Origin of the sequence: Mycobacteroides chelonae (assembly GCF_016767715.1) — a bacterium.
GTDB lineage: Bacteria > Actinomycetota > Actinomycetes > Mycobacteriales > Mycobacteriaceae > Mycobacterium > Mycobacterium gwanakae.
The window spans coordinates 612910-638046 of the sequence record NZ_CP050145.1 but is presented as its reverse complement, the minus strand read 5'-3'; the positions used below and the strand labels follow the sequence as shown (position 1 = coordinate 638046).

At 64.2% G+C, this 25137-nt stretch carries 26 protein-coding genes and 1 tRNA gene; 9 read left to right on the top strand and 18 right to left on the bottom strand.

All coding sequences use genetic code 11. From position 1 onward, the window contains the following. Window positions 1-67 precede the first annotated feature (67 nt). Together HBA99_RS03185 and HBA99_RS03180 are read left to right on the top strand one after the other, a co-directional pair. A complete protein-coding gene (locus HBA99_RS03185; protein ID WP_070950222.1) occupies window positions 68-1045 on the top strand; it encodes an EamA family transporter in 978 nt (325 codons plus the stop codon). Between the two features lie 9 nt (window positions 1046-1054). After that, window positions 1055-1459: an HIT family protein gene (locus tag HBA99_RS03180; protein ID WP_070950902.1), complete on the top strand. Its 405-nt coding sequence runs from the start codon at window positions 1055-1057 to the stop codon at window positions 1457-1459. Here the strand turns inward: HBA99_RS03180 and HBA99_RS03175 are convergent. Both HBA99_RS03175 and HBA99_RS03170 read right to left on the bottom strand, forming a co-directional pair. Beyond that, on the bottom strand, window positions 1431-2930 hold the full coding sequence (locus tag HBA99_RS03175) for a sensor histidine kinase (RefSeq protein ID WP_196325703.1): 1500 nt from the start codon (window positions 2928-2930) through the stop codon (window positions 1431-1433). The two genes, HBA99_RS03180 and HBA99_RS03175, sit on opposite strands and share 29 nt — an antisense overlap. Beyond that, complete coding sequence (locus tag HBA99_RS03170) at window positions 2927-3667, bottom strand: response regulator transcription factor (protein ID WP_272909190.1); 741 nt, start codon at window positions 3665-3667, stop codon at window positions 2927-2929. Before HBA99_RS03170 ends, HBA99_RS03175 begins: the two co-directional genes overlap by 4 nt. Window positions 3668-3783: 116 nt before the next feature. Here HBA99_RS03170 and HBA99_RS03165 point away from each other — a divergent pair, with 116 nt between their 5' ends. Then, window positions 3784-4533 (top strand): hypothetical protein, encoded by a 750-nt coding sequence (locus HBA99_RS03165; RefSeq protein WP_064407764.1) that lies wholly within the window; start codon window positions 3784-3786, stop codon window positions 4531-4533. A gap of 8 nt (window positions 4534-4541) precedes the next feature. Here the strand turns inward: HBA99_RS03165 and HBA99_RS03160 are convergent, their stop codons facing one another. From HBA99_RS03160 to HBA99_RS03140, 5 genes are all read right to left on the bottom strand, one after another. After that, a complete protein-coding gene (locus HBA99_RS03160) occupies window positions 4542-4940 on the bottom strand; it encodes an HNH endonuclease family protein (RefSeq protein ID WP_191985261.1) in 399 nt (132 codons plus the stop codon). Window positions 4941-4990: 50 nt separating this feature from the next. Next, window positions 4991-5062: transfer RNA gene (locus HBA99_RS03155), tRNA-Thr, on the bottom strand. Between the two features lie 74 nt (window positions 5063-5136). Continuing rightward, window positions 5137-5484, bottom strand: a complete 348-nt coding sequence (locus HBA99_RS03150; RefSeq protein WP_070951585.1) for a YidH family protein — start codon at window positions 5482-5484, stop codon at window positions 5137-5139. Beyond that, entirely contained in the window at window positions 5481-6518 is a 1038-nt protein-coding gene (locus tag HBA99_RS03145; RefSeq protein ID WP_070952350.1) for an FAD/NAD(P)-binding protein, read from the bottom strand. The genes HBA99_RS03150 and HBA99_RS03145 overlap by 4 nt, the downstream gene beginning before the upstream one ends. A 149-nt stretch (window positions 6519-6667) precedes the next feature. Next, complete coding sequence (locus HBA99_RS03140) at window positions 6668-8080, bottom strand: PPE domain-containing protein (protein WP_070951586.1); 1413 nt, start codon at window positions 8078-8080, stop codon at window positions 6668-6670. Between the two features lie 166 nt (window positions 8081-8246). Between HBA99_RS03140 and HBA99_RS03135 the strand changes: the two genes are divergently transcribed. Next, on the top strand, window positions 8247-9053 hold the full coding sequence (locus tag HBA99_RS03135) for a class I SAM-dependent methyltransferase (protein ID WP_070951587.1): 807 nt from the start codon (window positions 8247-8249) through the stop codon (window positions 9051-9053). 27 nt (window positions 9054-9080) lie between these two features. Here the strand turns inward: HBA99_RS03135 and HBA99_RS03130 are convergent, their stop codons facing one another. The 10 genes from HBA99_RS03130 to HBA99_RS03085 all read right to left on the bottom strand — a co-directional run bounded on the left by HBA99_RS03130 (window position 9081) and on the right by HBA99_RS03085 (window position 19234). Next, window positions 9081-9305, bottom strand: coding sequence for a heavy-metal-associated domain-containing protein (locus tag HBA99_RS03130; protein ID WP_070951588.1), 225 nt, complete (start codon window positions 9303-9305; stop codon window positions 9081-9083). Between the two features lie 64 nt (window positions 9306-9369). Then, entirely contained in the window at window positions 9370-9660 is a 291-nt protein-coding gene (locus HBA99_RS03125; protein ID WP_070951589.1) for a WXG100 family type VII secretion target, read from the bottom strand. Window positions 9661-9684: 24 nt separating this feature from the next. Continuing rightward, entirely contained in the window at window positions 9685-9978 is a 294-nt protein-coding gene (locus HBA99_RS03120; protein ID WP_030098163.1) for a type VII secretion protein EsxS, read from the bottom strand. Between the two features lie 38 nt (window positions 9979-10016). Continuing rightward, complete coding sequence (locus HBA99_RS03115) at window positions 10017-10325, bottom strand: PE family protein (RefSeq protein WP_070951590.1); 309 nt, start codon at window positions 10323-10325, stop codon at window positions 10017-10019. Between the two features lie 31 nt (window positions 10326-10356). Beyond that, window positions 10357-14529, bottom strand: a complete 4173-nt coding sequence (locus HBA99_RS03110; RefSeq protein ID WP_070951591.1) for an AMP-binding protein — start codon at window positions 14527-14529, stop codon at window positions 10357-10359. After that, complete coding sequence (locus tag HBA99_RS03105; protein ID WP_030095697.1) at window positions 14526-14765, bottom strand: acyl carrier protein; 240 nt, start codon at window positions 14763-14765, stop codon at window positions 14526-14528. The genes HBA99_RS03110 and HBA99_RS03105 overlap by 4 nt, the downstream gene beginning before the upstream one ends. Before the next feature lie 4 nt (window positions 14766-14769). Then, the gene (locus HBA99_RS03100; protein ID WP_070951592.1) at window positions 14770-16284 is read right to left on the bottom strand and encodes an AMP-binding protein; all 1515 of its coding nucleotides are present in this window, start codon (window positions 16282-16284) and stop codon (window positions 14770-14772) included. Between the two features lie 28 nt (window positions 16285-16312). Further along, entirely contained in the window at window positions 16313-16867 is a 555-nt protein-coding gene (locus tag HBA99_RS03095; protein ID WP_057967066.1) for an FcoT family thioesterase, read from the bottom strand. Further along, window positions 16864-17733 (bottom strand): (3R)-3-[(carboxymethyl)amino]fatty acid oxygenase/decarboxylase, encoded by an 870-nt coding sequence (gene scoE, locus HBA99_RS03090; protein ID WP_046252481.1) that lies wholly within the window; start codon window positions 17731-17733, stop codon window positions 16864-16866. Before scoE ends, HBA99_RS03095 begins: the two co-directional genes overlap by 4 nt. Window positions 17734-18046: 313 nt before the next feature. Further along, complete coding sequence (locus HBA99_RS03085) at window positions 18047-19234, bottom strand: MFS transporter (protein WP_057967067.1); 1188 nt, start codon at window positions 19232-19234, stop codon at window positions 18047-18049. Window positions 19235-19620: 386 nt separating this feature from the next. Here HBA99_RS03085 and HBA99_RS03080 point away from each other — a divergent pair, with 386 nt between their 5' ends. Further along, complete coding sequence (locus HBA99_RS03080; protein ID WP_070923429.1) at window positions 19621-20661, top strand: pyridoxal-phosphate dependent enzyme; 1041 nt, start codon at window positions 19621-19623, stop codon at window positions 20659-20661. A gap of 75 nt (window positions 20662-20736) precedes the next feature. Then, window positions 20737-21705, top strand: coding sequence for a hypothetical protein (locus HBA99_RS03075; RefSeq protein WP_057967069.1), 969 nt, complete (start codon window positions 20737-20739; stop codon window positions 21703-21705). A 141-nt stretch (window positions 21706-21846) separates the two neighbouring features. Here the strand turns inward: HBA99_RS03075 and groL are convergent, their stop codons facing one another. Further along, the gene (groL, locus tag HBA99_RS03070; protein ID WP_057967070.1) at window positions 21847-23472 is read right to left on the bottom strand and encodes a chaperonin GroEL; all 1626 of its coding nucleotides are present in this window, start codon (window positions 23470-23472) and stop codon (window positions 21847-21849) included. Between the two features lie 346 nt (window positions 23473-23818). Here groL and HBA99_RS03065 point away from each other — a divergent pair, with 346 nt between their 5' ends. Genes HBA99_RS03065 through HBA99_RS03055 form a run of 3 tightly spaced genes read left to right on the top strand, consistent with a single transcriptional unit; the run spans window position 23819 to window position 25133 of the window. Next, entirely contained in the window at window positions 23819-24295 is a 477-nt protein-coding gene (locus tag HBA99_RS03065; RefSeq protein ID WP_070923430.1) for a YkgB family protein, read from the top strand. After that, the gene (locus tag HBA99_RS03060; protein WP_070951593.1) at window positions 24276-24905 is read left to right on the top strand and encodes an RNA polymerase sigma factor; all 630 of its coding nucleotides are present in this window, start codon (window positions 24276-24278) and stop codon (window positions 24903-24905) included. Before HBA99_RS03065 ends, HBA99_RS03060 begins: the two co-directional genes overlap by 20 nt. Continuing rightward, entirely contained in the window at window positions 24906-25133 is a 228-nt protein-coding gene (locus HBA99_RS03055) for an anti-sigma factor family protein (protein WP_030095707.1), read from the top strand. Window positions 25134-25137: the final 4 nt, after the last annotated feature.

The window sequence follows — 25137 nt, the reverse complement described above, 5'->3', positions numbered from 1 at the left end:
AAATCTACATCAATAGTGCACATTAATTAGATTGTGCTAAATCGATTGGATACGCAGGATCGACGGCATGACAACCCGGCACCGTCTCCTCGGACTGACAGTTGCAGTGTTGTGGGGCCTGAACTTCGTGGCGATCCACGCTGGGCTCGAGCATTTCCCGCCGATCTTCTTCGCCGGACTGCGGTTCGCGGTGCTGGCGATCCCGGTGATCCTGCTCGTGCCCCTGCCGCGCGTACCGTTGCGATGGTTCCTGCTGTACGGGATCGGCTTCGGCACCCTTCAGTTCGCGTTCCTATTCCTGGCCATGGCGAACGGAATGCCGACAGGGCTCGCGTCCTTGGTGTTGCAGGCCTCGGCGCCGTTCACGGTGATCCTCGGCGTGCTGCTACTCGGCGAACGGATGTCGCGCCTGCAGGTCGCGGGGATCACCCTCGCGATCGGCGGCATGGCTCTCATCGCCGCCGACCGGGCCGTGCATGGAGCCTCTGCCGCCGTGGTGCCGGTAATCCTGACGCTGCTCGGCGCCCTCGGCTGGGCGTTCGGCAACATCGCGAGCCGAAAGGCCATGGCAGGCAACAACGATCCGCGTACCCCCGTGCGACTCACCCTGTGGATGTCGGTGGTACCGCCGATCCCGCTGTTCGCGCTCTCGGCGTTCACCGAAGGGCCCGTCGCCGGATGGCACTCACTGACATCGATCGGCGAGCGCAGTGGGCTCATCGCCCTCGGCGGCCTGGCCTACATCGTGCTGCTGGCCACCATCGTCGGCCTGGGCCTGTGGACGTACCTGATGGGCCGCTACCCCGCGAGCCGAGTCGCACCGTTCTCGCTACTGGTTCCGGTGGTGGGTATCACCGCTTCGTGGTTGGCCCTCGGCGAACGGCCCACCGCGATGGAGCTGCTCGGGGCGGCGGTGGTGATCACCGGATGCCTGATCGGCATGACCGCGCGCCCCGCCGCCATGGCGGCTGCCGATACGAGCGACGCGCACGACCCCGTGCCCCTCGAACTGTCCGCGACCTGTGTCGCGCGAACGGCCCACTAACCTATGGGCATGTCGAGTGTGTTCACGAAGATCATCAACGGAGAGCTACCCGGTCGGTTCGTGTACGAGGACGAGGATGTCGTCGCGTTCCTCACCATCGCGCCGATCACCCAGGGTCACACCCTGGTGGTGCCGCGCGCCGAGATCGACCAGTGGCAGGACATCGACGCGGCCGTCTTCGCGAAGGTCAACCTCGTCGCGCAACGCGTCGGCCGCGCCATCCGTAAGGCCTTCGACGCCCCACGCGCCGGCTACATCATCGCCGGGATGGAGGTGCCCCATCTGCATGTGCACGTCTTCCCGGGTTTCACGCTGACCGATTTCAGCTTCGAGAACGCCGACCCCCATGCCTCGGCGGAATCCCTCGACGAGGCGCAGGCGAAGATCAAGGCTGCGCTGGCTGAGATCGACTAGTCCGCACGATCTTTGGCGCCGTCTCGGTGGTGTCCAGATCATCCGGTCCGGCGTCGTCGTCGGTCATGTCGGCACGCGGCAGCCGCACCTCGAATCGGCAGCCCGCACCCGGCGCGGTGTGCACGGTGACCGTGCCGTCATGTGCGGCGGTGAGGGCATCGACGATCGACAGCCCCAGCCCCGTGCCGCCGCTGCTGCGGGTACGTGACGTGTCCGCGCGATAGAACCGCTCGAAGACGCGTTCGGCATCAGTCTTCGTCATGCCCGGTCCCGCGTCGATGACCTCCAGGACGGCGTCATCTCCCTCGGTGCCCACCCGAACCCGGACGGCCGCGGTGGTGTGCCCGAGCGCGTTACTCACCAAATTGCCCAGCACCTGACGCAACCTCAGTTCGTCTCCGATGACCTCCGGGGTCCCTGGCCCATCGAAGACTTCCAGTTCCACATCACGTTCGGGCGCAGTGGCTTTCGCGTCGTGCACGGCGTCGGTGGCCAGCACCAGCAGGTCGACGAGGCGCTGTTCCATGGGCCGATGTGCGTCCAATCGCGCCAAGAGCAGCAGGTCCTCCACGAGCTGACCCATGCGGGTCGACTCGCCTTCGATACGGCCAAGCACCAGCTCGATATCGGTGGCCGCGCCCTGGCGGTAGAGCTCGGCGTAGCCGCGGATGGTGGTCAGGGGTGTGCGCAATTCATGGCTGGCATCGGTGATGAACCGGCGCATGCGCTCCTCAGAGGTGCGGGCCGTCTTCGCGGACTTCTGCGAGTCGGCCACCGCACGCTGAATCTGCGCCAGCATTCCATTGAGCGCCAACGATAATCGGCCCACCTCGGTGCGCGGGTCGCGTTCGGGCACCCGTCGATCGAGATGGCCCGCGGCGATATCGGCGGCCGTCGCCTCCACCTCGGCCAGCGGCCGCAGACTGCGGTGCACCAACCAATATCCGGCAATACCAAGCACAGTCAGCACGGCGGTCCCTATGGCCACCTGCAACCACAACAGGTCCCGGGCCGTAGTGCGCACATCGGTGATGTCGCGGGCAACGGTGGTGTACCCGCCCATCGCGTCGTGGCGGGACACCGCACGCCACTCGGTGGTGCCGTCGGCAGAGCGCACCGTTACTGGACGGCCGCCCACATCATTGTCGAACGGCAGGTCCGGATCGGCCCGGGCACGGTCATTGAGCATGATGACCACCCGCCCGCGGTCATCGGTGGTGCGGATGAAGAACAAGGACGGGGGCCGATGCCGGTTGGTGTCGAAAGTCGGCGGCGGCGGAGGGGGCCGATTGGCCCACCCATTAGCGGCGTCGATCAGCTCCCGATCGGCGCGGTTCATCATGGTGCGCTGCATGGTGGTAGTCACCGCGATGCCAGATGCCACCAACCCCAGCGCGACCAGAACCAAGGTTCCGACCACGAGGCTCACCCGCAGCGGTACACCCCGACGAACGCCGGGGCGGGTACTCACCGCGGCTCGCGCAATACGTATCCCACGCCACGAAGCGTATGCAACAACCGCTTCTCACCGTTGTCGATCTTGCGCCGCAGATACGAGACGTAGGACTCGACGACGTTCACATCGCCACCAAAGTCGTAACGCCACACATGGTCGAGGATCTTGGGCTTACTGAGCACGGTGCCCGCGTTGATCATGAAATACCGCAGCAGCGTGAACTCGGTGGGCGAGAGCGCGACGGGCTCGCCGGTCTTCCACACCTCGTGGGTGTCCTCGTCGAGCTCGATATCGGCGAAGCTGAGCCGCGACTTGCGGGCGGGCTCCGAGCCCATCCCGGAGCGGCGCAGGATGACGCGTAGCCGGGCCACCACCTCTTCGAGGCTGAACGGTTTGGTGACGTAGTCATCGGCGCCCAGCGTCAGCCCGGCGATCTTGTCCTGCAATCCGTCACGCGCGGTGAGGAAAAGCGTCGGAGCATCGATACCGTCGGCGCGCAGACGCCGCAGAACGCCAAACCCGTCCATCCCGGGCATCATCACGTCGAGAATCACCGCATCGGGGCGAACCGTGCGGGCCAGATCCAGCGCGGCAGCCCCACTATCGGCGGTATAGACGTCAAACCCCTGGAATTTGAGACTGACCGAGAGCAGCTCGACGATGTTCGACTCATCGTCGACCACCAACACCTTGGCGGGCGTGGTGCCGTTGACGGGAAACGTTCCTTGGTGTGTCTCAGTCGTAATGCTCACCTCCGACAATCTTCCCCTCAAAATTTACGGTGCGCTGGATCTTCGCTGTGAGGTTCCTGTGAGTTCTTCACAGGAGATTGTCAGCCAACCGCGCAAACTCGCCCTAGAGTTGTGCCATGAAGCTGGTGTCGCTGATCACCGCGCCGCTCAGGATTTCGCTGGCCGTTGCCGATACCGGCTTGGCGGTGGCTGCCAAAGCGATCGATACCGGGCGCGAAATCCTCGCCGAACTTCCCGACGGGGAGCCCCACGACGGTCGTCGTGACGCCCCCGGCGCGGGCCTGGTCGGCACCGTCGAATCCCTGCTGGGGATGGCCGGGCGTAAGAGTCCGCTGCAGTCGGCGATGAAGGTCGCCGAGCTGATGGAGGAGGACAAACCGCTTGGCAGAGCGCTGCGGCCGGGCGGGCCGGTGGAGCGTGTTATGGCGCCCGGCGGGCTTGCTGATCGGCTGACCGAACCCGGCGGCGTCCTGGACCGGCTCTTCGCCAAGGACGGACCCGTCGACAGATTGACTTCACAGGATGGCGCCCTGGACCGGGCGCTCGCTCCGGGAGGGCTGGTCGACCAGCTGCTTGCGGAGGACGGGATTCTGGAACGGCTAATGCGCGAAGAGGGCGTCCTGGACAAATTCACCGCCACAGACGGTCCGCTGCAGCAGCTGGCCAACCTGTCGGAGACCGCTGCCAAGGTGGCGCCCAACATTGACGCGCTAACACCCACCATCGAGCTACTGACCGATACCGTCTCGGCGCTCAGCTCCGTGGTCGGTCCGCTGGGCGGCTTCCTGCCGCGCCGGCGTCCGTCCCGGCCGTCCAGTTCACCGCGGCCGATACGGTCCGAACGGGTTATCGAAGGCGAGATATAGCGGGCGGGCTAGTACGACTTTCCGTCGGCATAGCGCTGCCGGCGAAAACTGCGGCCCCTACCGCGATTGCGGCTCTTGTAGGTCGGCAGTTGCGAGTCGCAATTCGGGCAGACGAGTCGCAGATTCTCTCGACAATTGTTGGCGGGGTTTCCGTCGATATGGTCCAACACCAGTACAAGGGGGGAGTCCTGCCAGATGCTCGCTCCGCTGCAGATCGCGCAACGGCCCGATTGGGCCTCGGCGAGAAAGAGCCGAATGAAGTGACCCTGCTCGCTGCGCACCCGGGCCTCACCGGATTCGAGCCACAGTCTGGTACTGGCGTCGCGTCGGGCTGCTGCCTGACAAGCATTGCCGCAATAGACCTTCTGGCTTCGCCTGGAAAGTGGTGCGCCGCAACCAAGGCACAGTCTCATGGGCTGAAATTACGTGACGGCACCGACATGGCAGTGACGCGTTGAGCCCCCTGTCAGGATTGAACTGACGACCTTCGCTTTACAAGAGCGGTGCTCTACCACTGAGCTAAGGAGGCAATGGAACGTCGTACAGCTTAGCGGTCTTCGTTCACGGTGCGTACGGAGCCCACCCACGCGGCCTGGCACATCGCTAGCCCTTGACCAGCAGCGCCACCAACAGCACGACCATCCCCAGCAGCAGGACGCTGAGGAAGGTCGGCATGTGACTCGGCGGCAGGTCGGCGTCGCGGCGCATGGCGTCCTGCACCCGGCGACGGCGTCGCGCAGCCGCCATCGCCAACAGACCGCCCGTGGTCACCAAAAGAATGCTCACCACATGCCGGGCGCCCGGAATCCAGAACTCCGGGACGAACTGCATGAGGGCGACACCGCTGGCGATAAGCGCCAGCGAGGTGCGCACCCACGCGAGATATGTCCGCTCGTTGGCGAGCGTGAATCGGTAATCAGGTTCGACGCCAACGGATTCGCCGACGGTCACGAGCCGTACTTCAGCCACAGCGGCAACACCTTGTTGAGCCGGTCCATGAATTTCTGCAGACCGACACGGTGCTCACCGAAGCCCATCGGGTCAATCCGATACTCGGGGAACGCGATTCCCACACCGAAGAGACCAGGGGCGATGATCCCGTTGGCTGGGTTGTACTCCAGCTTTCCCCACTGCGGCGCCGCGGGCACCGGCCGCGGGCTGAATCCCACGGTGTACACCGCGTAGTCGCAACTCTGGAGCAGCTCGGGGAACTCGGGGCTGTCGACGAGGCATCGCTGCAGTCGGGCAGGCAGCACCCGGTCGATGTTCTCCCGAGCCCACCGTGCCGCCTCCCCCTTCAGGCCGGTGTCGTCGAACAGTGTCCAGTCCCCCATGTCGACCGCGTAGCGCAACGGCCCGCGATAGAAGTTGATCACTTTGGCCGCCGGCCCCGCCAGGAGGTTGGGCAGCGCGATCATGCTCGAGTGCGAAGCGCCGAAGACTGCGACAGTGGCGCCCTCCAGCGGCAGCGCGGCCAGCTTCTCAGGGTTGAGTGCCGCCTCGAGCGGAATTTCGTTCAGCCACGGATAGTCCAGGTTTTTGGGAACCGAGCCGACGGCGAGAATCACGTTCTTCGAGGTGATCTCGCCCATTTCGGTCTCTACGGTCCACCGGCCGCCGTGCAGCGACAGCCCCGTCGCGGTGGTGCGCAGGGCGCTCACCTGCTCGCGGAGCTGGCCGGTGATCCATACCAGCGGGTCCGCCACATCACCGAGCAGACACGTGTCCGTGGGTGCAAGGTCGTTCAGCGCGAAATGCGGCGCATGCGCGAACCGGAAGGACTGCGCATCCGTCAGGTAGTTGATGAACAGCTTGACCGACGTATTACTGGGCACGGCACGCCATTTCGTACCAAAGTCACCTGCGGCGAACTCCGGGTCGATCCAAGCGATGGAGCCGGACGGCACTCCGCGATCAAGGAGCTTCCCCACTGCCGCAATTCCCGCGGGGCCCGCACCGACCACTGTCCATCCGTACTCGCTCACTGTTCTGCCCTTCTCTGCGTCGAAAATCTCGGAACGCCACCGCCGCACTTCCGGTGACTGTCTTCGATTGTTCTGCGCAACGACGGGCGCGAGTAGTGACTAATCCGTGAACAGCTCCAAAGTTTTACTTATAAACACAGGTAAGACGGCTACGAACGTTCCGTGTCTTCTATTTCCCAGGTACTGGGGAGCATGGGAGCCACCTGCCGGGTGTCATCGGAAGCGAGTCTGACGGTCCGGGCGCTGTGCGTATCCGTGGCGGCGCGCACGGTACCTGCGAATCCCAGCGGGCCGGCGCCTCTGCTCGTGGCCGCGCGCTCGACGGTCTCGGCGGAGTGCCCGACCGTCGCGCCCATTCCGGCTGTCTCCTCCAGGTATTCGTAACGTTGGCCTCCGATGCGGGCCTTGCTCTTGGCGCGCTGCCTGCGTCGAGCCTGGGCTAGCGCCGTCGCGCTTGCCGCCGCAGCGGCATCGACGGTGTCGACGGCATTCTCCGACGACTTCGCGGCACCCTTGGGACCAAAGCTCACTCCAGGTGGCACTAAACCGGGTATGGCATAAGTGATTCCACTCAACGGCGCGGGCGCGGGAGACGGGGCCGGCGCAGCCCCGCTCGATGTGGGAGTGATCGCCGACGAGCCTCCCGACGGCGTGACGGACATGGCCGGCAGCGCTGCGGCCGCCACACCCGGCTCCGGAAGGTGCACAGCGCGGAACACCGGCCGCTCAGCTGATGGGGCCGGTGCCGGAGCCGGAACCGCCGCCGGAGCGGGACGCAGGTGTATCAACGCCGCCAATCCGCTGAGCCCGCTGAGGGCTGGAATGAGGAACGGCAGCAGGTACGAGGCGTAGTACGGGTACCAGAGCAGGTCGTAGAGGAACAGCATGATCACCGCCAGCACCGCCGAGGTCGCCGGGTTGAAGCCCATCTTTTCGAACCACTGCTGGAATCCCTGCAGCATCTTCGAGATCTGGTCCGGTGAGCCCGGGATATCCGACTGGTCACTGCGCGCTTCGCCGCCAGGCGCGAGAATCGGGGGTGCCTGTTGCGTCGGCGGGATCGCCGAGGTCATGGCCTCCGTGGTCGCCTGATACGTGCTCATGGTGGCTGCCGCCTGCACCCACATCCGGACATAGTCGGCCTCGTTGAGCGCGATCGGAATGGTGTTGATTCCAAAGAAGTTCGTGCCCACCAGCACTGCGTGTGTGACATGGTTGGCCGCAAGCTCCACCAAGGTCGGCATGGCCATGAGCGCGCTACCGTAGGCTGCCGCCGTTGTTTCGTGTTGCGCGGCAATGACACCGCTCTCGACAGCGGCCTGCTCGAGCCATGCCAAGTACGGCACGTGGGCAGCCACGTACTCCGATGCGCTGGGCCCTTGCCAACTACTTGCCTGTACCCCAGCCAAGATCTGGGTCAGTTCAACCGCCGTGCGCGCGTAGTTGTCCGCGATCTCTTGCCACTGCAAGGCAGCGGCAAGCACCGCCCCCGGACCGGGACCCGCACTCAACAGCGCCGAATGCACCTCCGGAGGCTCCGCCATCCATATCGGTGCCGTCACACGCCGCCTCCCTGCCTAATGGGCGCAACAGTTTCACGCCACAGTTGGAGTAGTCGTACTGAGTACCGAAAAGTTCCCGCACAACCAGAATCCGCGTCTGAAATCACATTTATCGTTGCGCGCCAGGAATTCCCACGCAGTGTCACCGTCCCGTACAGTCGGCCCCATGCCAGTCATCGACGCTCGACACCTCGACGGTGTGTCCGAGACCGCGCTGCTCACCTTGCACCAACGAGCGACGGAAGCGGCCCGGCCGGACGGCATCATCGACGATCCGATGGCGATTGCGCTGCACGCCGGCCTGGATTACGACTTTCAGCACTTTGGCCGCATCCATCAAGCTACTGCCTTGCGTGCCTTGATATTCGACAAGGCAACGCAGGAGTACCTGGCGGAACACCCCCGTGCGAATGTAGTGGCGTTGGCCGAAGGATTACAGACGAGCTTCTGGCGTGTCGACAACGGCGAACTCACCTGGTTGTCGGTAGACCTTGAGCCCATCGTGCGGCTGCGCCAGCAGCTTCTCCCGCGATCGGACCGGTTGCGCTACAGCGCCCAATCCGCGCTCGACTACTCGTGGATGGATCGGGTGGATGACTCCAATGGGGTGCTGATCACCGCCGAGGGCCTCTTCCAGTATCTGGAGCGCGAGCCGGTGTTCGACCTGATCACCGAGTGCGCCAGGCGTTTTCCCGGCGGCAGGTTGATCTTCGATTCGGTGCCGAAGTTCCTGAGCGCACACTCACAACGCGGCATGAGACTCAGTGAGCAATACACCGTGCCGCCGATGCCGTTCTCGTTCACCGCCAACCAGTACGGTGAGCTGCGCGCCATTCCCGGCATCCGCAGCGTGCGTGAGCTGCGGATGCCGGCGGGGCGTGGCAAGGTGCTGCGCTGGGCCGGCCCTCTCCTCTATGCACTGCCCGGCCTGCACCGGCTGCGCGCACCTCACACGGTAATCGAGTTCGGCTGAGGTAAAAGACCTTTCGGCGAGTGGCCGCTATCCGGCGGCGACAGCGAAATCGCCACCGGCCCTGACGAGCGTGTCGTGCACTTCTTCCACGGACAGCACACTGTCAGTCAGGACACGCACGGTCGAGACTCCCTTGGGATCCAGGTCGACGGATACCTCACGCACCGGGTCGAGTGCGGTCAGCGCCTCGGTCACTCCCATGACGCATGAGTTGCAGTGCATCCCGCTGATGGCGAAGATCTGCTCGGACATCGTGTTTTTCCTCCTGAGATATTTGTTCACAACGGATTTGGTGGAACGAAACCTTCTAGGGCGTTTATGCGCCCCATTTGGCTCCTTCTGCCATGTCGCGGGCGTTCATGGACAGGGTGTTGGTTTCGTGGGTGGAACCCATGGCGCGGTAAGCGCGGATGAGCTCTTCCATCGCGGTGTTCCACTGAGCCTGCCAAGCGGCCTGGCTCATCGAGGTATCACCGTGCCAGGCCGCCTGCAGGGAAGCCTGCTGGGCGGCCAGGTCTGCTCCCAGGGCGGTCAGCGCACCGGAATAGGTGTTCATCTCACCGGCGTGGGCCAGCATCGCGGGGTAGTTGAAAGTAATCTGCGACATTTCTATCTCCTCAAAAGTCCCGTTTTAGACACCGACGTAACGGCTGGCGGCGGCGGCATCCTCGGCCACATAGGTCGCGGCGGCATCACCAAGGTTGATCTGCGCGATATCGAGCAGCGCGTTGACCTTCGCGGCGACCTCCACGAACCGGGCGTGCGCAGCCTGGAAAGCCACCGAAGACTCACCGACATGGAACGCCTGCGCCGACAACGCCGCCGACTCCGCCTGCGAGATCGTCGAACGCATCAAAGCAGTCTTAGCACCAAAGGTGCCCTCCGCAGCCACCAGGGCCGGAATGTGCGCATCAAGCAAACTCATGAAACTACCTCTCGTTGTGTGGTGGATTGCGCCCAGAACTAGGCGATTCCCGGCATATACGTTGCGGCAGCATGCATATCGCCGACGGTGTAACCCGCGCCGGCCTCGGTCACCCCGACTCCGGCCCTTCCCAGCTCGTAGACGGCACCGGCCGCGGCAGCGTTGCGCTCGATGCCATGGGCGCTGAAGACGGCCGCGCTCTGGATGGATACCGGGTCGGCGGCCGGTGGTGCCACCGCGCCGATCACCGGGGCCGCGGCGGCATGCACCGCGGCGAGCCGTGCGGTCAGGGCCTCTATCGCGGCGCTGGCGGCTGTCAGCCCCTCGGGAACGACGTTCAGGTACATAGCGAATTCTCCTTCTCTGATCCCACATCGGTCATTGAGAACATCCCTGCACGAGTAGATCTCGGATCGACTCCGGTACCGCGCCAAGTTCTGATACCGCCGCGTCGAGGGAAATCGTCGGGTATCGGGCGAGATGGTCCGCATAGGTCTGCGAGCCGAGCCGCAGTCCCAACCCGGCCCAGGCGTCAATCACCGACCATCGCCGTGGATTTCGCTTGGCCCAATCACTACCGTCCAGCAGTTGCTTCCATTCACTCAGCTCGAGCTCATCGAGGCCGAACCCCGCGAGGAACTCGGCATAGCGGACCTCCATACCGCGCACCACGGTGATGCCCCGGCCGAGTGCCGACGGTTCACTCGCCATGCCAAGGATGGACGTCGCCGCGGCGTAGCCCGTGGTGACCTCTTCGGTCAGCGAGACAGAAGGACAGGCCCGCAGGGCAATACACGCATCGACAATCGACACCAGCACATCGGCACTGTCGACCAATTGGCCGGCCTCCCCGAGAACTCTTGGCAGCCGTGCGAGCGTGAAGTCAAGCCCGCGCGGTGACGCCGCGACCACCAGTTCGGCCAGCGCCTTGGACGCCGCGTAGGGATAGAGCGCCTCACGTGGATCGGTGACACGTGCGCCATCAACCTCCGCGTTGACGACGAAGGTCGACATGTGAATCAACCGGGCATCGCGTGCCGCACAGATGTCCACGGCGGCAGACACCCACTGCACGTTGGCGTCCCGGATATCGCGGTAGGGGGCCAACATGTTGGTGTTTCCAATGCAGTTGACCAGTGTGCGCGCCCCGTTCTCGCGCATCAATGTGTCCAGTGCCTGCGGGCCGAACCCCGTACCAACATGCTGAACCCTGACTCCATCGACCGCCCGGAGGGCCGGCCACGGTCCGGAATCGGGGAGCTCCGATCTCGTCACCAAGACGACGTCCGGACGCAGCGCGCCATCGCTTTTCAGGTCGAGTGTGGCGCGGGCAAACCCGGTTCCGAGGATCCCGGATGCTCCCAACACCACGATCGGCCCGTCTGCGTTGGCCCGGGAGTTGTTGCCATTCAACACCGTCACGCGGGGCGTTGCCGTCAGCCGTTCAAAGTCTGCGCCGATCTCGCACGCGGTGTCGGCGGCACCGAGCTGGTCGGCCGCCGCACCCGCCGCCGCGAGGTAGGCGGCGCTGTCGGCGCTGATCACATCCAGTACGGACAGCTGACGGCCGAGATACCGGCGTGTGTCCGGCAAAATTCTGATCAGGTCGAGCGAGCCGATTCCCTCGGCGAGGAGCGACGACTCCGCCCGGATATCCCGCCCGAGGTGCCGGCTCCAGATTCGTGCGAGACCAGCGGCTGTCGCGATGGTCGCTTCCTCGTCCGGCGCTGCGTCCACAAACTGCGGCATGGTCCGCAAGCGTTCGTCGTCGATCTTGCCGTTGGGCTTACGTGGGATGCGCGACACACTCACCACAAAGAACGAAGAGACACCCGAGTCCACCAGAAGTCGCCTGATCCGCGTCGCCAATTCGTTGTCGTCCAGGTCTTTACGAGCCTGGAACCACACCACCAGCGCGCCCCGGTGTACCCCCACTCCGGCATCGGCGATACCGGGTTCCTCGCCGACACATCGAACGATCGCGGCGGTGTCAATCCTTCTCCCGGAAATCTTCACGATGGCGTCGCGGCGCCCGGAGAAGGCGGGGAATCCATCCTCGTCGAACACGACGCGGTCGGCGGTGGCGAATGCCCTCCGGGATGCGCCATCGGCGGTGCGGACCACACCGAAGCTGTCGCCCGATGTCCCGAGGTAACCTGCCGAAACGGTTTCTCCGACAACCACGATCTCACCGAATGCGACAAAGACCGTGTTGGGCACCACCGGCAGACCCACCCGAAGCCGCTCGGAACTATCGCCGTGCCGCGCACCGTCGATCGGTAGATACGTGACGACGACAGTGGTTTCGGTCGGACCATAGCTCGAGATGAGTGAGACACCCTGCGGACCGGCCGAGTCCAGCCACGTGTCGACTGCGCTCGGACGGATCACCTCACCGCCGACGACCATCTGCCGAAGAGCAGAACAACCGATCGACGCCAGCGACTGGGCGTCATCGCACAGCAGGTGCCACACGGCGGTCGGCAGGTCGATCAGGGACGGTTCCAGCACCTGGATGTCTCGAACGAGCGCAACCAGATCTCCGGATTTCATTGCCGCAGAACGGACTATCCGCAAACCACAGACCGCGCCGCAGAATATCTCCTCCACACTGATATCCGATGTCAACGGTGCGCATTGGAGGATGCTGTCCCGCGCCTCCCAGCCGTAGGCGTTCGCGGCCGCGCGGGCGAACAGTGCGAGCGCGCCATGCGTTACCGGCACGAGTTTGGGCCGACCAGTCGACCCGGAGGTAGCCATGATGTACGCCGTCCTGGTCGCCAGGCCGGAGTCCCGCACCACCGCCTCGGTGCGCTCTTCGACGAGACGCCGCGTCGCATCATCCAGGTTCATCGGGATCGGTGCTGCGGTATCGACAACGTGTGTTACGGCGCCACCATCATGTTCGGTGATGGAATCGGCGCGCAGCGGCATATCTTTCGCGCTCTCACACACGCTGTATCCGCAGCCTGCGAGATGACAAGCGATCAGAAGGTCGACGGTTTTGTCGGTGTCGTCGTCAACGCACACCACGATGTCCCCCGGCGCGACCCCGCCCGCGACCAGCCAGGCGATCCACGGCTCGACGAATTGCCGCCCCCGCAGGAACCGGTCCACACCACCGCCGGCATCAAGGAACCAGGCGGGCGTCGCGGCTGCCTCGGCCCGCACACATTCATCACCACGGCGTCGTGTGCCGTCGACACCGATCCCGAACCACTCGTTCACCGTCATGGCGATCGGTAAGTGCCACATGGCTTCCATCGAGCCCAGCGCCGCCGCGATCCGTTCGGCCATCCACAACGGCGGCGTGTTCGCGTCGCCCACGTCCGCGCGGTTCCAGATCGACAAGGTGAGTGTTCGTTGTTCCTCGTCGACGACGCACGACACGGTCATGCCTTCCACCGGACCGATATCGGTTGCGTAAGGCGCCGCCGACAGGAACGGGCGAAGGGCAGGTGCGCACGTCTCGCGGATGAAGTTGAAGGTCAGCGCCTCGACGTGCGAGGTCTTGTTTATTGCCAGGTACATTCGGCGATACTGTTCCTCGCGGAGCCACCGGCGCCGCGAGGCTCTGACATAGTCACGGTCCAGCGCGTGTACGACATCCTGCACAGAGGCAAAGGCAGGGAAACGGACCGGATGCGCGATCGAATTGACCAGGCAGGTTGCTACGTTCAGGTCGGGTTCCGCGAACCTGTTGTCTACCGCATGGATCAGCAGGGTGGCTGTGCTCTGCCGCAGACTTGCATCCACTGCGATCGCGGCCGCCGCCACCAGAATGTTCAACGGCACCTGCTTGGCTTCGGACAGCGTTTCGATCTTCTCGAAGGCCTTACCCGATAGCGTGAACGACTCTCGCAGAACACCTCTGGCCGCCCCTACCGGCCCACCGCCTGCACCGTGTCCGTATCCGCCGGTGTGGGATGCGTCGGCGAGTTCGCGCTGCACTGCCTGACCAAACCGTCGCAACGATTCGTCTGTCTTGGTGGCCTCGCGGCTGTGCGCCTCAGAAATTTTCGCTAGAGATGCTCTTGGACAAGGGGTTTCGGTCTCCGCCAAGCCCGCCAGCCGCTGGCCGAGATCGGTCTCTATCACCGCGATGGCGCCGCCATCGAGCAGGAGGTGGTGCGCGTGGATGTCGAGCCCCACCACCCGCCCGTCCGTTTCGGTATGGACGGTGTAACGCACGAGTGGCTTGGCTTCGAGGTCTGTTGACCACATGCGGACAAGCTCGTCAGCGCCCCGTGTTGTCGGAGCACCCGTGTCCGTAGCCGTCTGCACGATGTCGCCGAACTGCAATCGCCGCACCAGTTCTGGGTAACGGGATTCGCCTGGCACGTGTTCGAGGACACACAACTGGACCGCGTTGGCGACTACTGCCGCTTCCAGCGCGGACATGAACACCGGACCCTCGATGGGATGAAGCCGGTAGCTCTTCCCGATCAGATACAGCCGGGGGTCATCAGCCTGCGACGCGCCGTTGTACATGTTCTGCTGGGACCTGCTCAACGACACCCGGTCAACTCGAGGTTCCACCGCCAGCGTCATGTGACGCCCTCTGGCTGCGCCTGCTCCAACACCTGCGCCCATCCGGCAACGGAGAGATCCGAGACCAAACGCTTCTGCAGATCCGACCCTCGGGCTACACCCAGCTGTTTCATCAACAGCACGAAACGGACCGAGTCCAGACCCAGCTCCCGAAGATCAGTGGCATCGCCGTCGAAAAGCTCCGATTCGGAGATGTACAGCACGTCACAGACGGCCGCCACGATCCGGTTCCGCACGTTGTCAGGCACGCGTCAGTGCCCCATTCAGCGAGGCGGCCAATGCCGAACGCATGACCTTGCCGGACTTCGTCCGCGGGATATCTGCGACTACTGCGATGATCGACGGCCTGGCCATCGACTCGGATTCGTGGCGGTACGTGGCCGCGATCCGCTGCTTGAGCTCAACGGTGCCCAGCTCGTCAAGCTGCGCGGCCGGTACCACCGCCAAACCGACCAGCGCGCCGAACTCCTCGTCCGGTATCTCGTAACACGCCGCTTCACCCACGCCTGCAACGCTTTCGGCGATCCTGTCAACCTCGTCCGGTACCACGTTGACCCCTCCGGAGATGATCATCTCCGAGGAACGCCCCCTGATGTAGAAGAAGCCATCGTCACGATGCTCCACCAGGTCGCCGGTGTTCACCCATCCATCGGCCAGTACCTCACGGGTACGGTCGGGATTTCCCCAGTAACCGAGCATGTTGGCCGGCGACTTGATCCACAGCGTGCCGTACGGCGCAGAGGTGCCGCCGTCCATGGGTCCGCCGGTCTCGCTGTCCGAAAGGAAGGTCTGCACTCCGGGATAGGGACGGCCGACCGCACCCTGCTCGATCCTGGCGAGCGATTCCTCGTCGGTGGGCAGACACAGTGCCGTACAACCAGTTTCACTCAAGCCATAGACCTGAGCCGTTCGCACCCCCGCGGCTTCGATGAACTGCACATCGTCCGGGATCGCCCGTGAGCCGCCATAGGCTATGAACCGCAACGAGGAAACGTCTTGCCCGGTGATTCTGAGTTCGGACACCAACCTGGTCAAGAGGGTGGGCACCAGGCAAGCAGTCGCCACCTCATTGCCCACCAGCAGGTCCATCAACGATGCCCCACCCTCGCCGCCGGTGATACACGATGCGCCGTGCATCAGGCCGTTGAGAATCCACCAGAGCCCACCGATATGCGTTGCCGGTAACGGCGAATAGCTCGTCTCGCCCGCGACCCAGTCGATCCAGCTCAGCCCCTCATCGCGCAGGATATCCGGGATGGCGAAGAACGTGCGGTGAGCGAGCAGCACGGCCTTCGGTTCACCTGTCGTTCCGCTGGTGAAGATCATCGCGAGCGGGTCGTCGGCGTTACTTCCGGTATGCGTTGCCGGCCAATCTATGTCGCTATTCGGGTCATCAAGCCCGCCGGTCGCCTCGGCCGCATCCGGGAGGATCGCGGCCGGATCAGTGATCTCGCAGAACCGCGCGATGGCGGCGGCGGGCAGGTCCTTGTCCACCATGACGGCGATGGCGCCGAGCTGCGCACACGCGAGTACCGAAAGGTACGTCTGGGGTCCGTTGTCCGACAACACCACAACCCGTGATCCCCGAATCACCGACTGTGCCCGAAGGGCCGCGGCGAGCCCTCCGACCTCGGCGACGAGCTCTGCGTAACTCACGGCACCGGTGCCGTCACTGCGGCGCAAGGCGATGAGATCTGGCCGGATACGGGCCTGCTCGAGGACTCGTTCCCAAACAGTGGGTGGTGACGCGGACATGGCAGAGGGAGACGCTTCCTGTCGGGGGCTACGGGATGTTCAGGACCGCGAGCTCGAACTCTCCGGCCGCGGATCCGCCATCCTGGTCCCAGAATTCGATGGTGCTGTGGAATTGGAGATAACGCCACGACCGGTCGACGATGTGGAAATTGCGGGCCTGTAGGCGGGCGGAGAACCGCTGCGCGTTGACCAGCCGCCGGAACCGGGACGATGTGCTCTTGATCAGCATGTTGGCGAGTTGGTTCTGGCAGTAGTCATCGATCGACCAGCCCCGGAATGCCCAGATATCGTCGTTGACAACACCTTGAGCGAATGCACAGTACGCCAGCTGGTTGAAGCACAGCACCAACTCGACGGCGTTGAAGTGCCCCGTGCTCCGGATATAGGCGGACTCATTGATCGCGAAATTGCCCTGCGCATGCACCGCGTCCGAGGTGATTCCGTATTCGGCATCGGACAGATAGCGGCATCCCTTGTAGGAATATGGCTCAAGCACCCTGCCGAGTAGATCCTCGTCGATCGGGGCCATACCGGTGGAAGGCAGCCCGGTCTGTACCGACAGGGTCGCCGCGACCCCGCTCACGCCGCGTATCCGGGTGTCTCAAGACCGTCCAGCATGGTCAGGCGGTGGGTCGTCAGCGTGCCCGCCGCTGTTCCATGCTTTGCGCGGTGCACAAGAGCTCTGTTGTCCCACAGCACAATATCCCCGACCTCGTAGTGCTGGGCGTGGATGAACGGTGACGCGTAGTCGGGATCGAGCTGCCCCGACTCTTCGAGTAGCTGCTGAAGCAGCGCGGCATCGAGCAGCCTTCCATCCCCGTCCTCGATCGTCTCGGTGCCGGCCTCGCAGATGTAGAGGATCTCTTCCCCCGTCTGCGGGTGCTTGATCACCGTGGGCCACTTCTGGGGCGGTGTGACCCTTTCGATCTCGGCCAGGATTTCTCCGATGGGCCGGTAGACATCACTGGGCCGGATCTTGATGTAGCGGCGGGGCGTGTGTGTGCTGAACGTCCCACGCACAGAGTCCTTTACCGTGCTCGGCAACGATTCCCACACCTTGTTGAGATCGATGAAATAGGTTCCCCGATCACTCCCGGGCACCGCCAATGGCACCACCATGGAGAACGCGAAGGGTTCCGGCATGAACATGTAATCGACGTGCCAGAATGCGCCGGTTCGCGGAACCCCTTGTCCCTCTTCCGTAGACGAGACAAAGATTTCCGGATGGTCCTCGTGGTGATACACCGGCTCGTAATAGGGCACTATCTCCCCGATCAATCTCCCCAGTTGGATGAACTCCGCGGGTGAGGGATGAACATCCTTGAGGACGACGAGCTTGTTCCGGTAAACGAGTTCGCGGATCTCCTGTGTGGTGATTCCGTCCAGGTTCCCGGGATCGATCCCCGTGACCTGCGTGCCCAGTCCCTCGCCCTTCACATTGAGCGTCATCGACTCCCTATTCCTGATTCAGCCCTCGCCTCTCGGCGATTGGATGGGCACCTTCGGTCTCACCGCCCGGCCGCCGACTACCGGCGACCACTAACACAGCAGTCGATTCGATGACCGAAATAGTTCCCAAGACTTGACGAAGCAGTAGTTTTCTGTGGGCGCGACACCGCGAACCACAGCGGATAATTCGTTATTGCCCTGCAGTTTTGGAGACCAGACCGCAATCACCGGGAGGTAGCGTCCGCCGCGGTGACCTTCGTCTCAGGAACTTCGGGGGCATTCGGCACGACTCACTGCAGAGCACCGACTGCTCTCAGGAGCGAGGCGCCTGGCCAAAGTGCCGTGAGCTCGGCGTCAAGGCCGCAGCGGCAGGCGCCAACAAGCAAACCGCCGCACACACTGCCAGCACCGGCGCGCTACCGAAGTGATCCATCGCCGGGGCGATGATCACCAGGCCCAGTGGCGCCAAACCGTAGGACAGCAGAAAGTCCAGAGAAGACACCCGGGCCAGCTTGTCGGGTTCGACTTCGCGCTGGGTGGCGGTAAACCAGGGAACATTGAATAACTCGATGCCCATACCGGTGATCACGTAGGCCATCACCACGATCGCCAGAGGCACGGGCAGCATCAAGCTCAGCGGTGCCGCGCTGTAAAGCGCGAGGCCTGCGAGCGCCGCCCAGCCTTGGTTACGCGGGCGCCAGCGACTGATAAAGATCGCGCCGATAAGCGCTCCGGCGACGTATGCCGTTGTCGCGCTTGCTAACAGCACTTCAGTCCCATACCGGTCACGGCTTACCAACGGCAGCGCAACCCCGGTGGCCGAATAACCGGTCGCGATCACCGCGGTCAACGCCGCCAGGCCCGCGAGGAACCACGGGTGACGGCGAGCCTCTCGGAACCCATCGGCGAAGTCGCTGAACACGGCGAACCCTGAACCAGCCACCTCGGCTCGGCCACGGCCCGCCGGCGGTGCGAGCGCAGACAGAAGCCACAATCCCGCGAGAACTATCAGCAGCGGGGCCACCCCCAGCCGGGCGGCAGCCAACGCCGCCACCCCAGGCGCGACGAGCGTCACCACCCGCACGGCAATGGTGATGGCGGCATTCGCCTGCTGACGCTGCGACACCGCGACCACCTCAGCGGTCAATGCCTGGTAGGAAGGTCGGCACGCACCCTGCCCTGCCCCAGCCAGCACCGCGGCCGCTGCCGGAATCGCAATCACGTGGTGGATACCTCCCGCGATCACCAGATGCCCCACTGCTGCCAGCATCGAAGACACCGCGATCACGCCACGTCGCGAATAGCGATCCGCGAGAACGCCTCCCAGCGGGACGGCCGCCAAGAACCCGACGGTCCGGGCGGCGAGAACCAGACCTAGCGCGGTTGCCGACAAGGTTCCGTCGAGGACCGCAAATCCGAGCACGATGGGCAACATCCAGGTCGCCAAACCCGAGGCAGTGGTGCCTGTCCACAACCGCAGGAAGGGAACGCTACGGAGCACGGACGGGCCGCTCGGCTCCGCGGGGTGAGGCGATGTCACAGCTGTGTTGTCTACACGACAGCACAGCGATAGGGGAAATATGAGACGACCGGGAACTATTGACCGCACAGCGACGACCACTCGGACGTGACAGTTGCTGAGATGACCTTCGGGAAGCGCCGCCCGATTCTCATTCCCAAGTACGCGACCCGTACCCGGCGCGCCTCAGCGCAGCATGCGGGACTGTTACAGAATGGGTGCACACATCATGGTGGCCCGGTCTTACCGGGGAACGGCCCCAACGTCCACGTTGCCGATGGCACCGGACGCGCCGCACTACGTGGCGGCGCGGTAGCGACATCGTCGACATACAGGGCAAATACGATCAGAAGGGCTGGCAGCTGAGAGTGGACAGACATTTTGCGGAATCGGTGGGGCGCCCCGACCTGATTCAGTTGGCCGACGGGATGTTCTGTCTGCGATTCGAGACCATGAAGGTTGTTTCGGCCATGGCGGCCGTGCAGCAGCTGCTGGACAGCGGCGCGATTGATCGCGAGACAACCCTCCTCGACAGCTCCAGTGGTATCTACGCGCACGCGCTGGCGCTGGCCGCACATCGCCACGGCCTGAAATGTCACATCGTGGGTTCCACCACGGTCGACGAGACACTGCGCGTGCAGCTGGCCATCCTCGGCGCGCACTTCGAGCAGATGCCCCCGACTCCGAACCTGAAACTGGATCAGAACCGCCGGGTTGCCCGCATCCACGAGATTCTGCGCGAGCGACCCAACCACCACTGGATGCGCCAGTACCACGACGACATTCACTACGCTGGGTACCGCCCGATTGCTCACCAGATCCGGCGCGAACTCGGGGACACCGCGCTGACCCTTGTCGGCGGCGTGGGTACCGGCGCATCAACCGGAAGCCTCGCCACCGAGCTGCGCGTCGACGCACCCGATACCCGCTTGGCGGGGATACAGCCGTTCGGCTCGGTGACTTTCGACGCGGAACATCTCGACGACCCTGACATCATCATTGCCGGCATCGGCAGCTCCATTCCCTTCGAGAATGTGGACCCAAGCCTGTACGACACGGTGCACTGGATCGGCTTTGGCGCCGCACAGTCGGGTGCCATCGAACTACTGCGCAGGCACGCGGTCTTCGCGGGACTGTCCACCGGTGCGGCGTTCCTTGCCGCTCAATGGGAGAAGGAACGCGCCCCCGAGCGCGCGGTGGTTTTCACCGCACCCGATACCGGGCATCGCTACGTGCAGAACGTGTTCGCCCGTCACCAGGACGCCGCTGCCATGGCGGAGTTCTCACCAAAGGCCGTGGCGGACAACGCCGATCTGGCACTGCCCTGGTCGTACCGCGACTACGACAGGCCTGCGTCCGGTTTCGTAGCGGACGTACACAGCCTGTGCGATGCCGCCGCGCACACCTAATTAGCCACGGCCCGCGACACTGCGACACCCGCGAGTTCCAGGCTCAGCAAACATGTTCATTGCTAGCCTGAATCGGTGACTTACCCACCACAGGAGCCGCCCGCAGCGGGCGATCCGTCAGCGTACGACCCACACCAGCCGCCCCCGGGGTACCAGCCGCCCCCGCCGCCTGGATATCAACCCGGATACCAGCCGGGTCCTCCGCCGGGAGCCCCCCAGTACCCGGGTGGACAATTCCCGCCCCCTCCCCAGGGATACCCGCCTGTTGGCTACGGCTATCCGCCGCAGGCGCCGTGGCCACCGCAGGGACCGTTCAGCGCCGGTGAGTCGTGGAGCTGGTCGTGGGCCCAGGTCACCAAGCGCTTCGGAACCTTCATTCCGCCGTATCTGGTCTGGTTCCTTGCGATCGGTGTGCCGTTCGGAATCGTCTACGCGATTCTGATCGCCAGCCTGCCGCAGACCAGCACCAGCGGCTACGGCGGTGATTCAAGCTCCTCGTACTCATACTCGTATGAGGGACCCGAGTTCTCCGGCGGAGCCATCGCCATCATCATCCTGCTCTACGCGGTGGTGTTCGCGGTCAGCCTCTACGTGGGCGCCTGCATCGTCAGCGCCAATCTCGATGTCGCCGACGGCAAGCCCGTGAGTTTCGGAACCTTCTTCCGCGCCCGCAGTTTCGGCGCCTACGCGGGGACCGCGCTCTTGGTCGCGCTCGGAGTGCTGATCGGAAGCTTCTTAATCATCGGTGGAATCATCTTCGGGTTCTTCTCCCAGTACGCCGTGTTCTTCGCCATCGACCGCGGCCTGGGCCCCGTTGATGCGATCAAGGCCAGCTTTCAGATCGTCAAAGACAATCTGGCACAGGCCTTGCTCGTGTTCCTGATCACCTTGGGTGTTGCTTTCGCCGGTGTCGCAGCGACATTCATCACCTGCGGCTTGGGCGGCATCATCGCCTACCCGACGATTGCGGCCCTATCCGGTCTGATTCACGTCTACACCTACCGGCGTCTGACCGGCGGCATCATCGCACCAGCACCGGTGTAAACCTCGGCGCCGCAAGCCGAGTGGGAATCTCACGAGAGAATCGAGCCCATTTCCCACGCCAGATTCCCACTCGGCGCACGGAGTCACCAACGAAAAGGCCCGGCCTGCATGACGCAGGCCGGGCCTTCTTCGTTGGTGGACTTAGAAGTCCATACCGCCCATGCCACCGGTCGGGTCGCCCGCAGGTGCGGCGGCCTTCTCCGGCTTGTCGGCAACAACGGCCTCGGTGGTGAGGAACAGCGCCGCGATGGACGCCGCGTTCTGCAGCGCCGAGCGGGTCACCTTCACGGGGTCGGCAACGCCGGCCGCGAGCAGGTCCTCGTACACGTTGGTCGCCGCGTTCAGGCCGTGGCCCGCAGGAAGGTTCGCGACCTTCTCCGCGACGACACCCGGCTCCAGACCACCGTTGAAGGCGATCTGCTTCAGCGGAGCCGACAGCGCCACCCGGACGATGTTGGCACCCGTGGCCTCGTCACCCTCGAGCGAGAGCGAGTCCAGCGCGGGGGCAGCCTGCAGCAGGGCGACGCCACCACCGGCGACGATGCCCTCTTCGACGGCGGCCTTCGCGTTGCGAACGGCGTCCTCGATGCGGTGCTTGCGCTCCTTGAGCTCCACCTCGGTGGCAGCTCCGGCCTTGATCACCGCAACACCGCCGGCCAGCTTGGCCAGGCGCTCCTGCAGCTTCTCGCGGTCGTAGTCGGAGTCACTGTTCTCGATCTCGCTGCGGATCTGCGCCACGCGACCGGCGATGGCGTCGGAATCGCCCGCGCCCTCGACGATGGTGGTCTCGTCCTTGGTGACGACGACCTTGCGAGCCTGCCCGAGCAGGGAGATGTCGGCGGTCTCCAGGGAGAGGCCGACCTCTTCGCTGACGACCTGGCCACCGGTGAGGATCGCCATGTCCTGCAGCATCGCCTTGCGACGGTCACCGAAGCCCGGAGCCTTGACGGCGACGGACTTGAAGGTGCCGCGGATCTTGTTGACGACCAGGGTCGAGAGAGCCTCGCCCTCAACGTCCTCGGCGATGATCAGCAGCGGCTTGCCACCCTGGATGACCTTCTCCAGCAAGGGAAGCAGGTCCTTCACGGTCGAGACCTTGGAGCTGACCAGCAGGATGTAGGGATCCTCCAGGACGGCTTCCTGACGCTCGGCGTCGGTCACGAAGTAACCCGAGATGTAGCCCTTGTCGAAGCGCATACCCTCGGTGAGCTCCAGCTGCAGGCCGAAGGTGTTGGACTCCTCGACGGTGATGACACCCTCGTTGCCAACCTTGTCCATGGCCTCGGCGATCAGATCACCGATGGACTGGTCACCCGCGGAGATGCCCGCGGTGGCCGCGATCTGCTCCTTGGTGTCGATCTCCTTGGCGGAGGCCAGCAGAGAGCTGGTGACAGCCTCCACGGCCTTCTCGATGCCGCGCTTCAGGCCGAGCGGGTTGGCGCCGGCGGCGACGTTACGCAGACCTTCCTTCACCAGAGCCTGGGCAAGCACGGTGGCGGTAGTAGTGCCGTCACCCGCGACGTCGTCAGTCTTCTTGGCAACTTCCTTGACCAGCTCAGCGCCGATCTTCTCGTACGGGTCCTCCAGCTCGATCTCCTTGGCGATGGACACACCATCGTTGGTGATCGTGGGGGCGCCCCACTTCTTCTCCAAGACGACGTTGCGACCCTTGGGGCCCAGCGTCACCTTGACCGCGTCAGCGAGGGCGTTGAGGCCCCGCTCCAGGCCGCGGCGGGCCTCTTCGTCATACGCAATTGTCTTGGCCATTGCGAAGTGATTCCTCCGTATAGGGGGTGGCACGTTCTTTGGCCGGGCTCAGTGCCCGCGACGGACGGACGCAGCTGTGTGGGCTGCGGCCTCACCGTCCCGGCCTAGCACTCACCGGTCGTGAGTGCCAATGCCATTTTTAGCACTCGGACATGGCGAGTGCAAGGGCGATTGGCCGAAGCTCGGGCCAACAAACACGACGTCGGCTCCAGATCAAAAGCCGTGGTGATGTGGACGGACGTCGATACCCACGTCGCACCCTTCGGTCTCACCCCCCATGCTGTAACGCTTTGCGTCCTGCAGAGCACTCAGTCGTGTCACCATCCCCATCAGTAGAGGAGTCGCCATGATCACCGCTCAACTGCAGCGTCACATCGAACCGGACGCACCCTTGGCGCGCACCGGGGTCGCCCTGGCGCGCTATGGGCTCGCGATCGTCATCGCGTGGATCGGCATGCTGAAGTTCACCGAGTTCGAGGCCAACGGCATCGTGCCGCTGGTATCCCACAGTCCGCTGATGTCCTGGGTGTACGACGTCTTCTCGGTCACTACGTTCTCATCGCTACTCGGAATCGTGGAAATCACGATCGCCGTCCTGCTCTCCGTCAAGCCGTGGTTGCCCCGGCTCTCAGCAGTCGGCAGCCTCATGGCCATCGGCATGTTCGCCACCACTGTGAGCTTCCTGTTCAGCACACCGGGGGTGTTCGAGAGCGCGGCCGGAGGGTTCCCGGTGCTGTCCTCCACCGGGCAATTCCTCATCAAGGATGTCGCGCTCCTCGGCATCTCCGCCTGGACCTTGGTCGATGCACTCACGCGACGCTGAAGCAGCCCTCGTCGCTTCGCTACAAGCAGGCGACGAGGGCGCGTTTGCGCAGGTGGTGGACGCACACACGCCCGCGATGCTGCAGCTCGCGCGCAGCTATGTGAGAAGCCGCGAGATCGCCGAAGAGGTGGTGCAGGAGGCCTGGCTCGCATTGTGCAAGGGGATCGACGCATTCGAAGGTCGATCATCACTGCGCACCTGGCTGTTCACGATCCTGATCAACATCGCCAAGGAACGGGGAATCCGCGAACGTCGCGATACCGCGAAGGCCATCGCGGCATTTACCGGAGGGATCGTCGACCCGGGCCGTTTCCAGGACACCGGCGAGTGGGTGGGCCACTGGCGCGACGACGCCGCCCCGCATTCGTTTCCCGAGACGCCGGAGAACCTAGTGCTCTCCGAGGAGCTGCTCGCCCACGTAGTTCTGCAACTCGACGGGCTGCCAGAGACGCAGCGCGTGGTGGTGACGATGCGGGACCTACTGGGACTCGATTCGAAGGAGGTCGCCGAACACCTGGGAATCACCTCGGCCAACCAGCGCGTACTCCTGCATCGCGGACGGGCGGCGGTTCGCCAAGGACTTGAGGACTACATGAAGGACGTGAGTTGAATGAACTGCGACGAACTCGTCGAACTGATCACGGAGTACCTGGACAATTCACTATCACCGGTCAAGCGCGCGAAGCTCGAGGCACACCTGTTGGAGTGCGACGGATGCGTGAACTACCTGAACCAGTACAAATCCACCGTGTCGATCTTGAGCCAGATCCCGCAGGACGGCCCCAGCGCGGCGCTGCGAGAGAGACTGCTCGCCGGTTTTCGGGAGCGGCAACGCTGAGCCT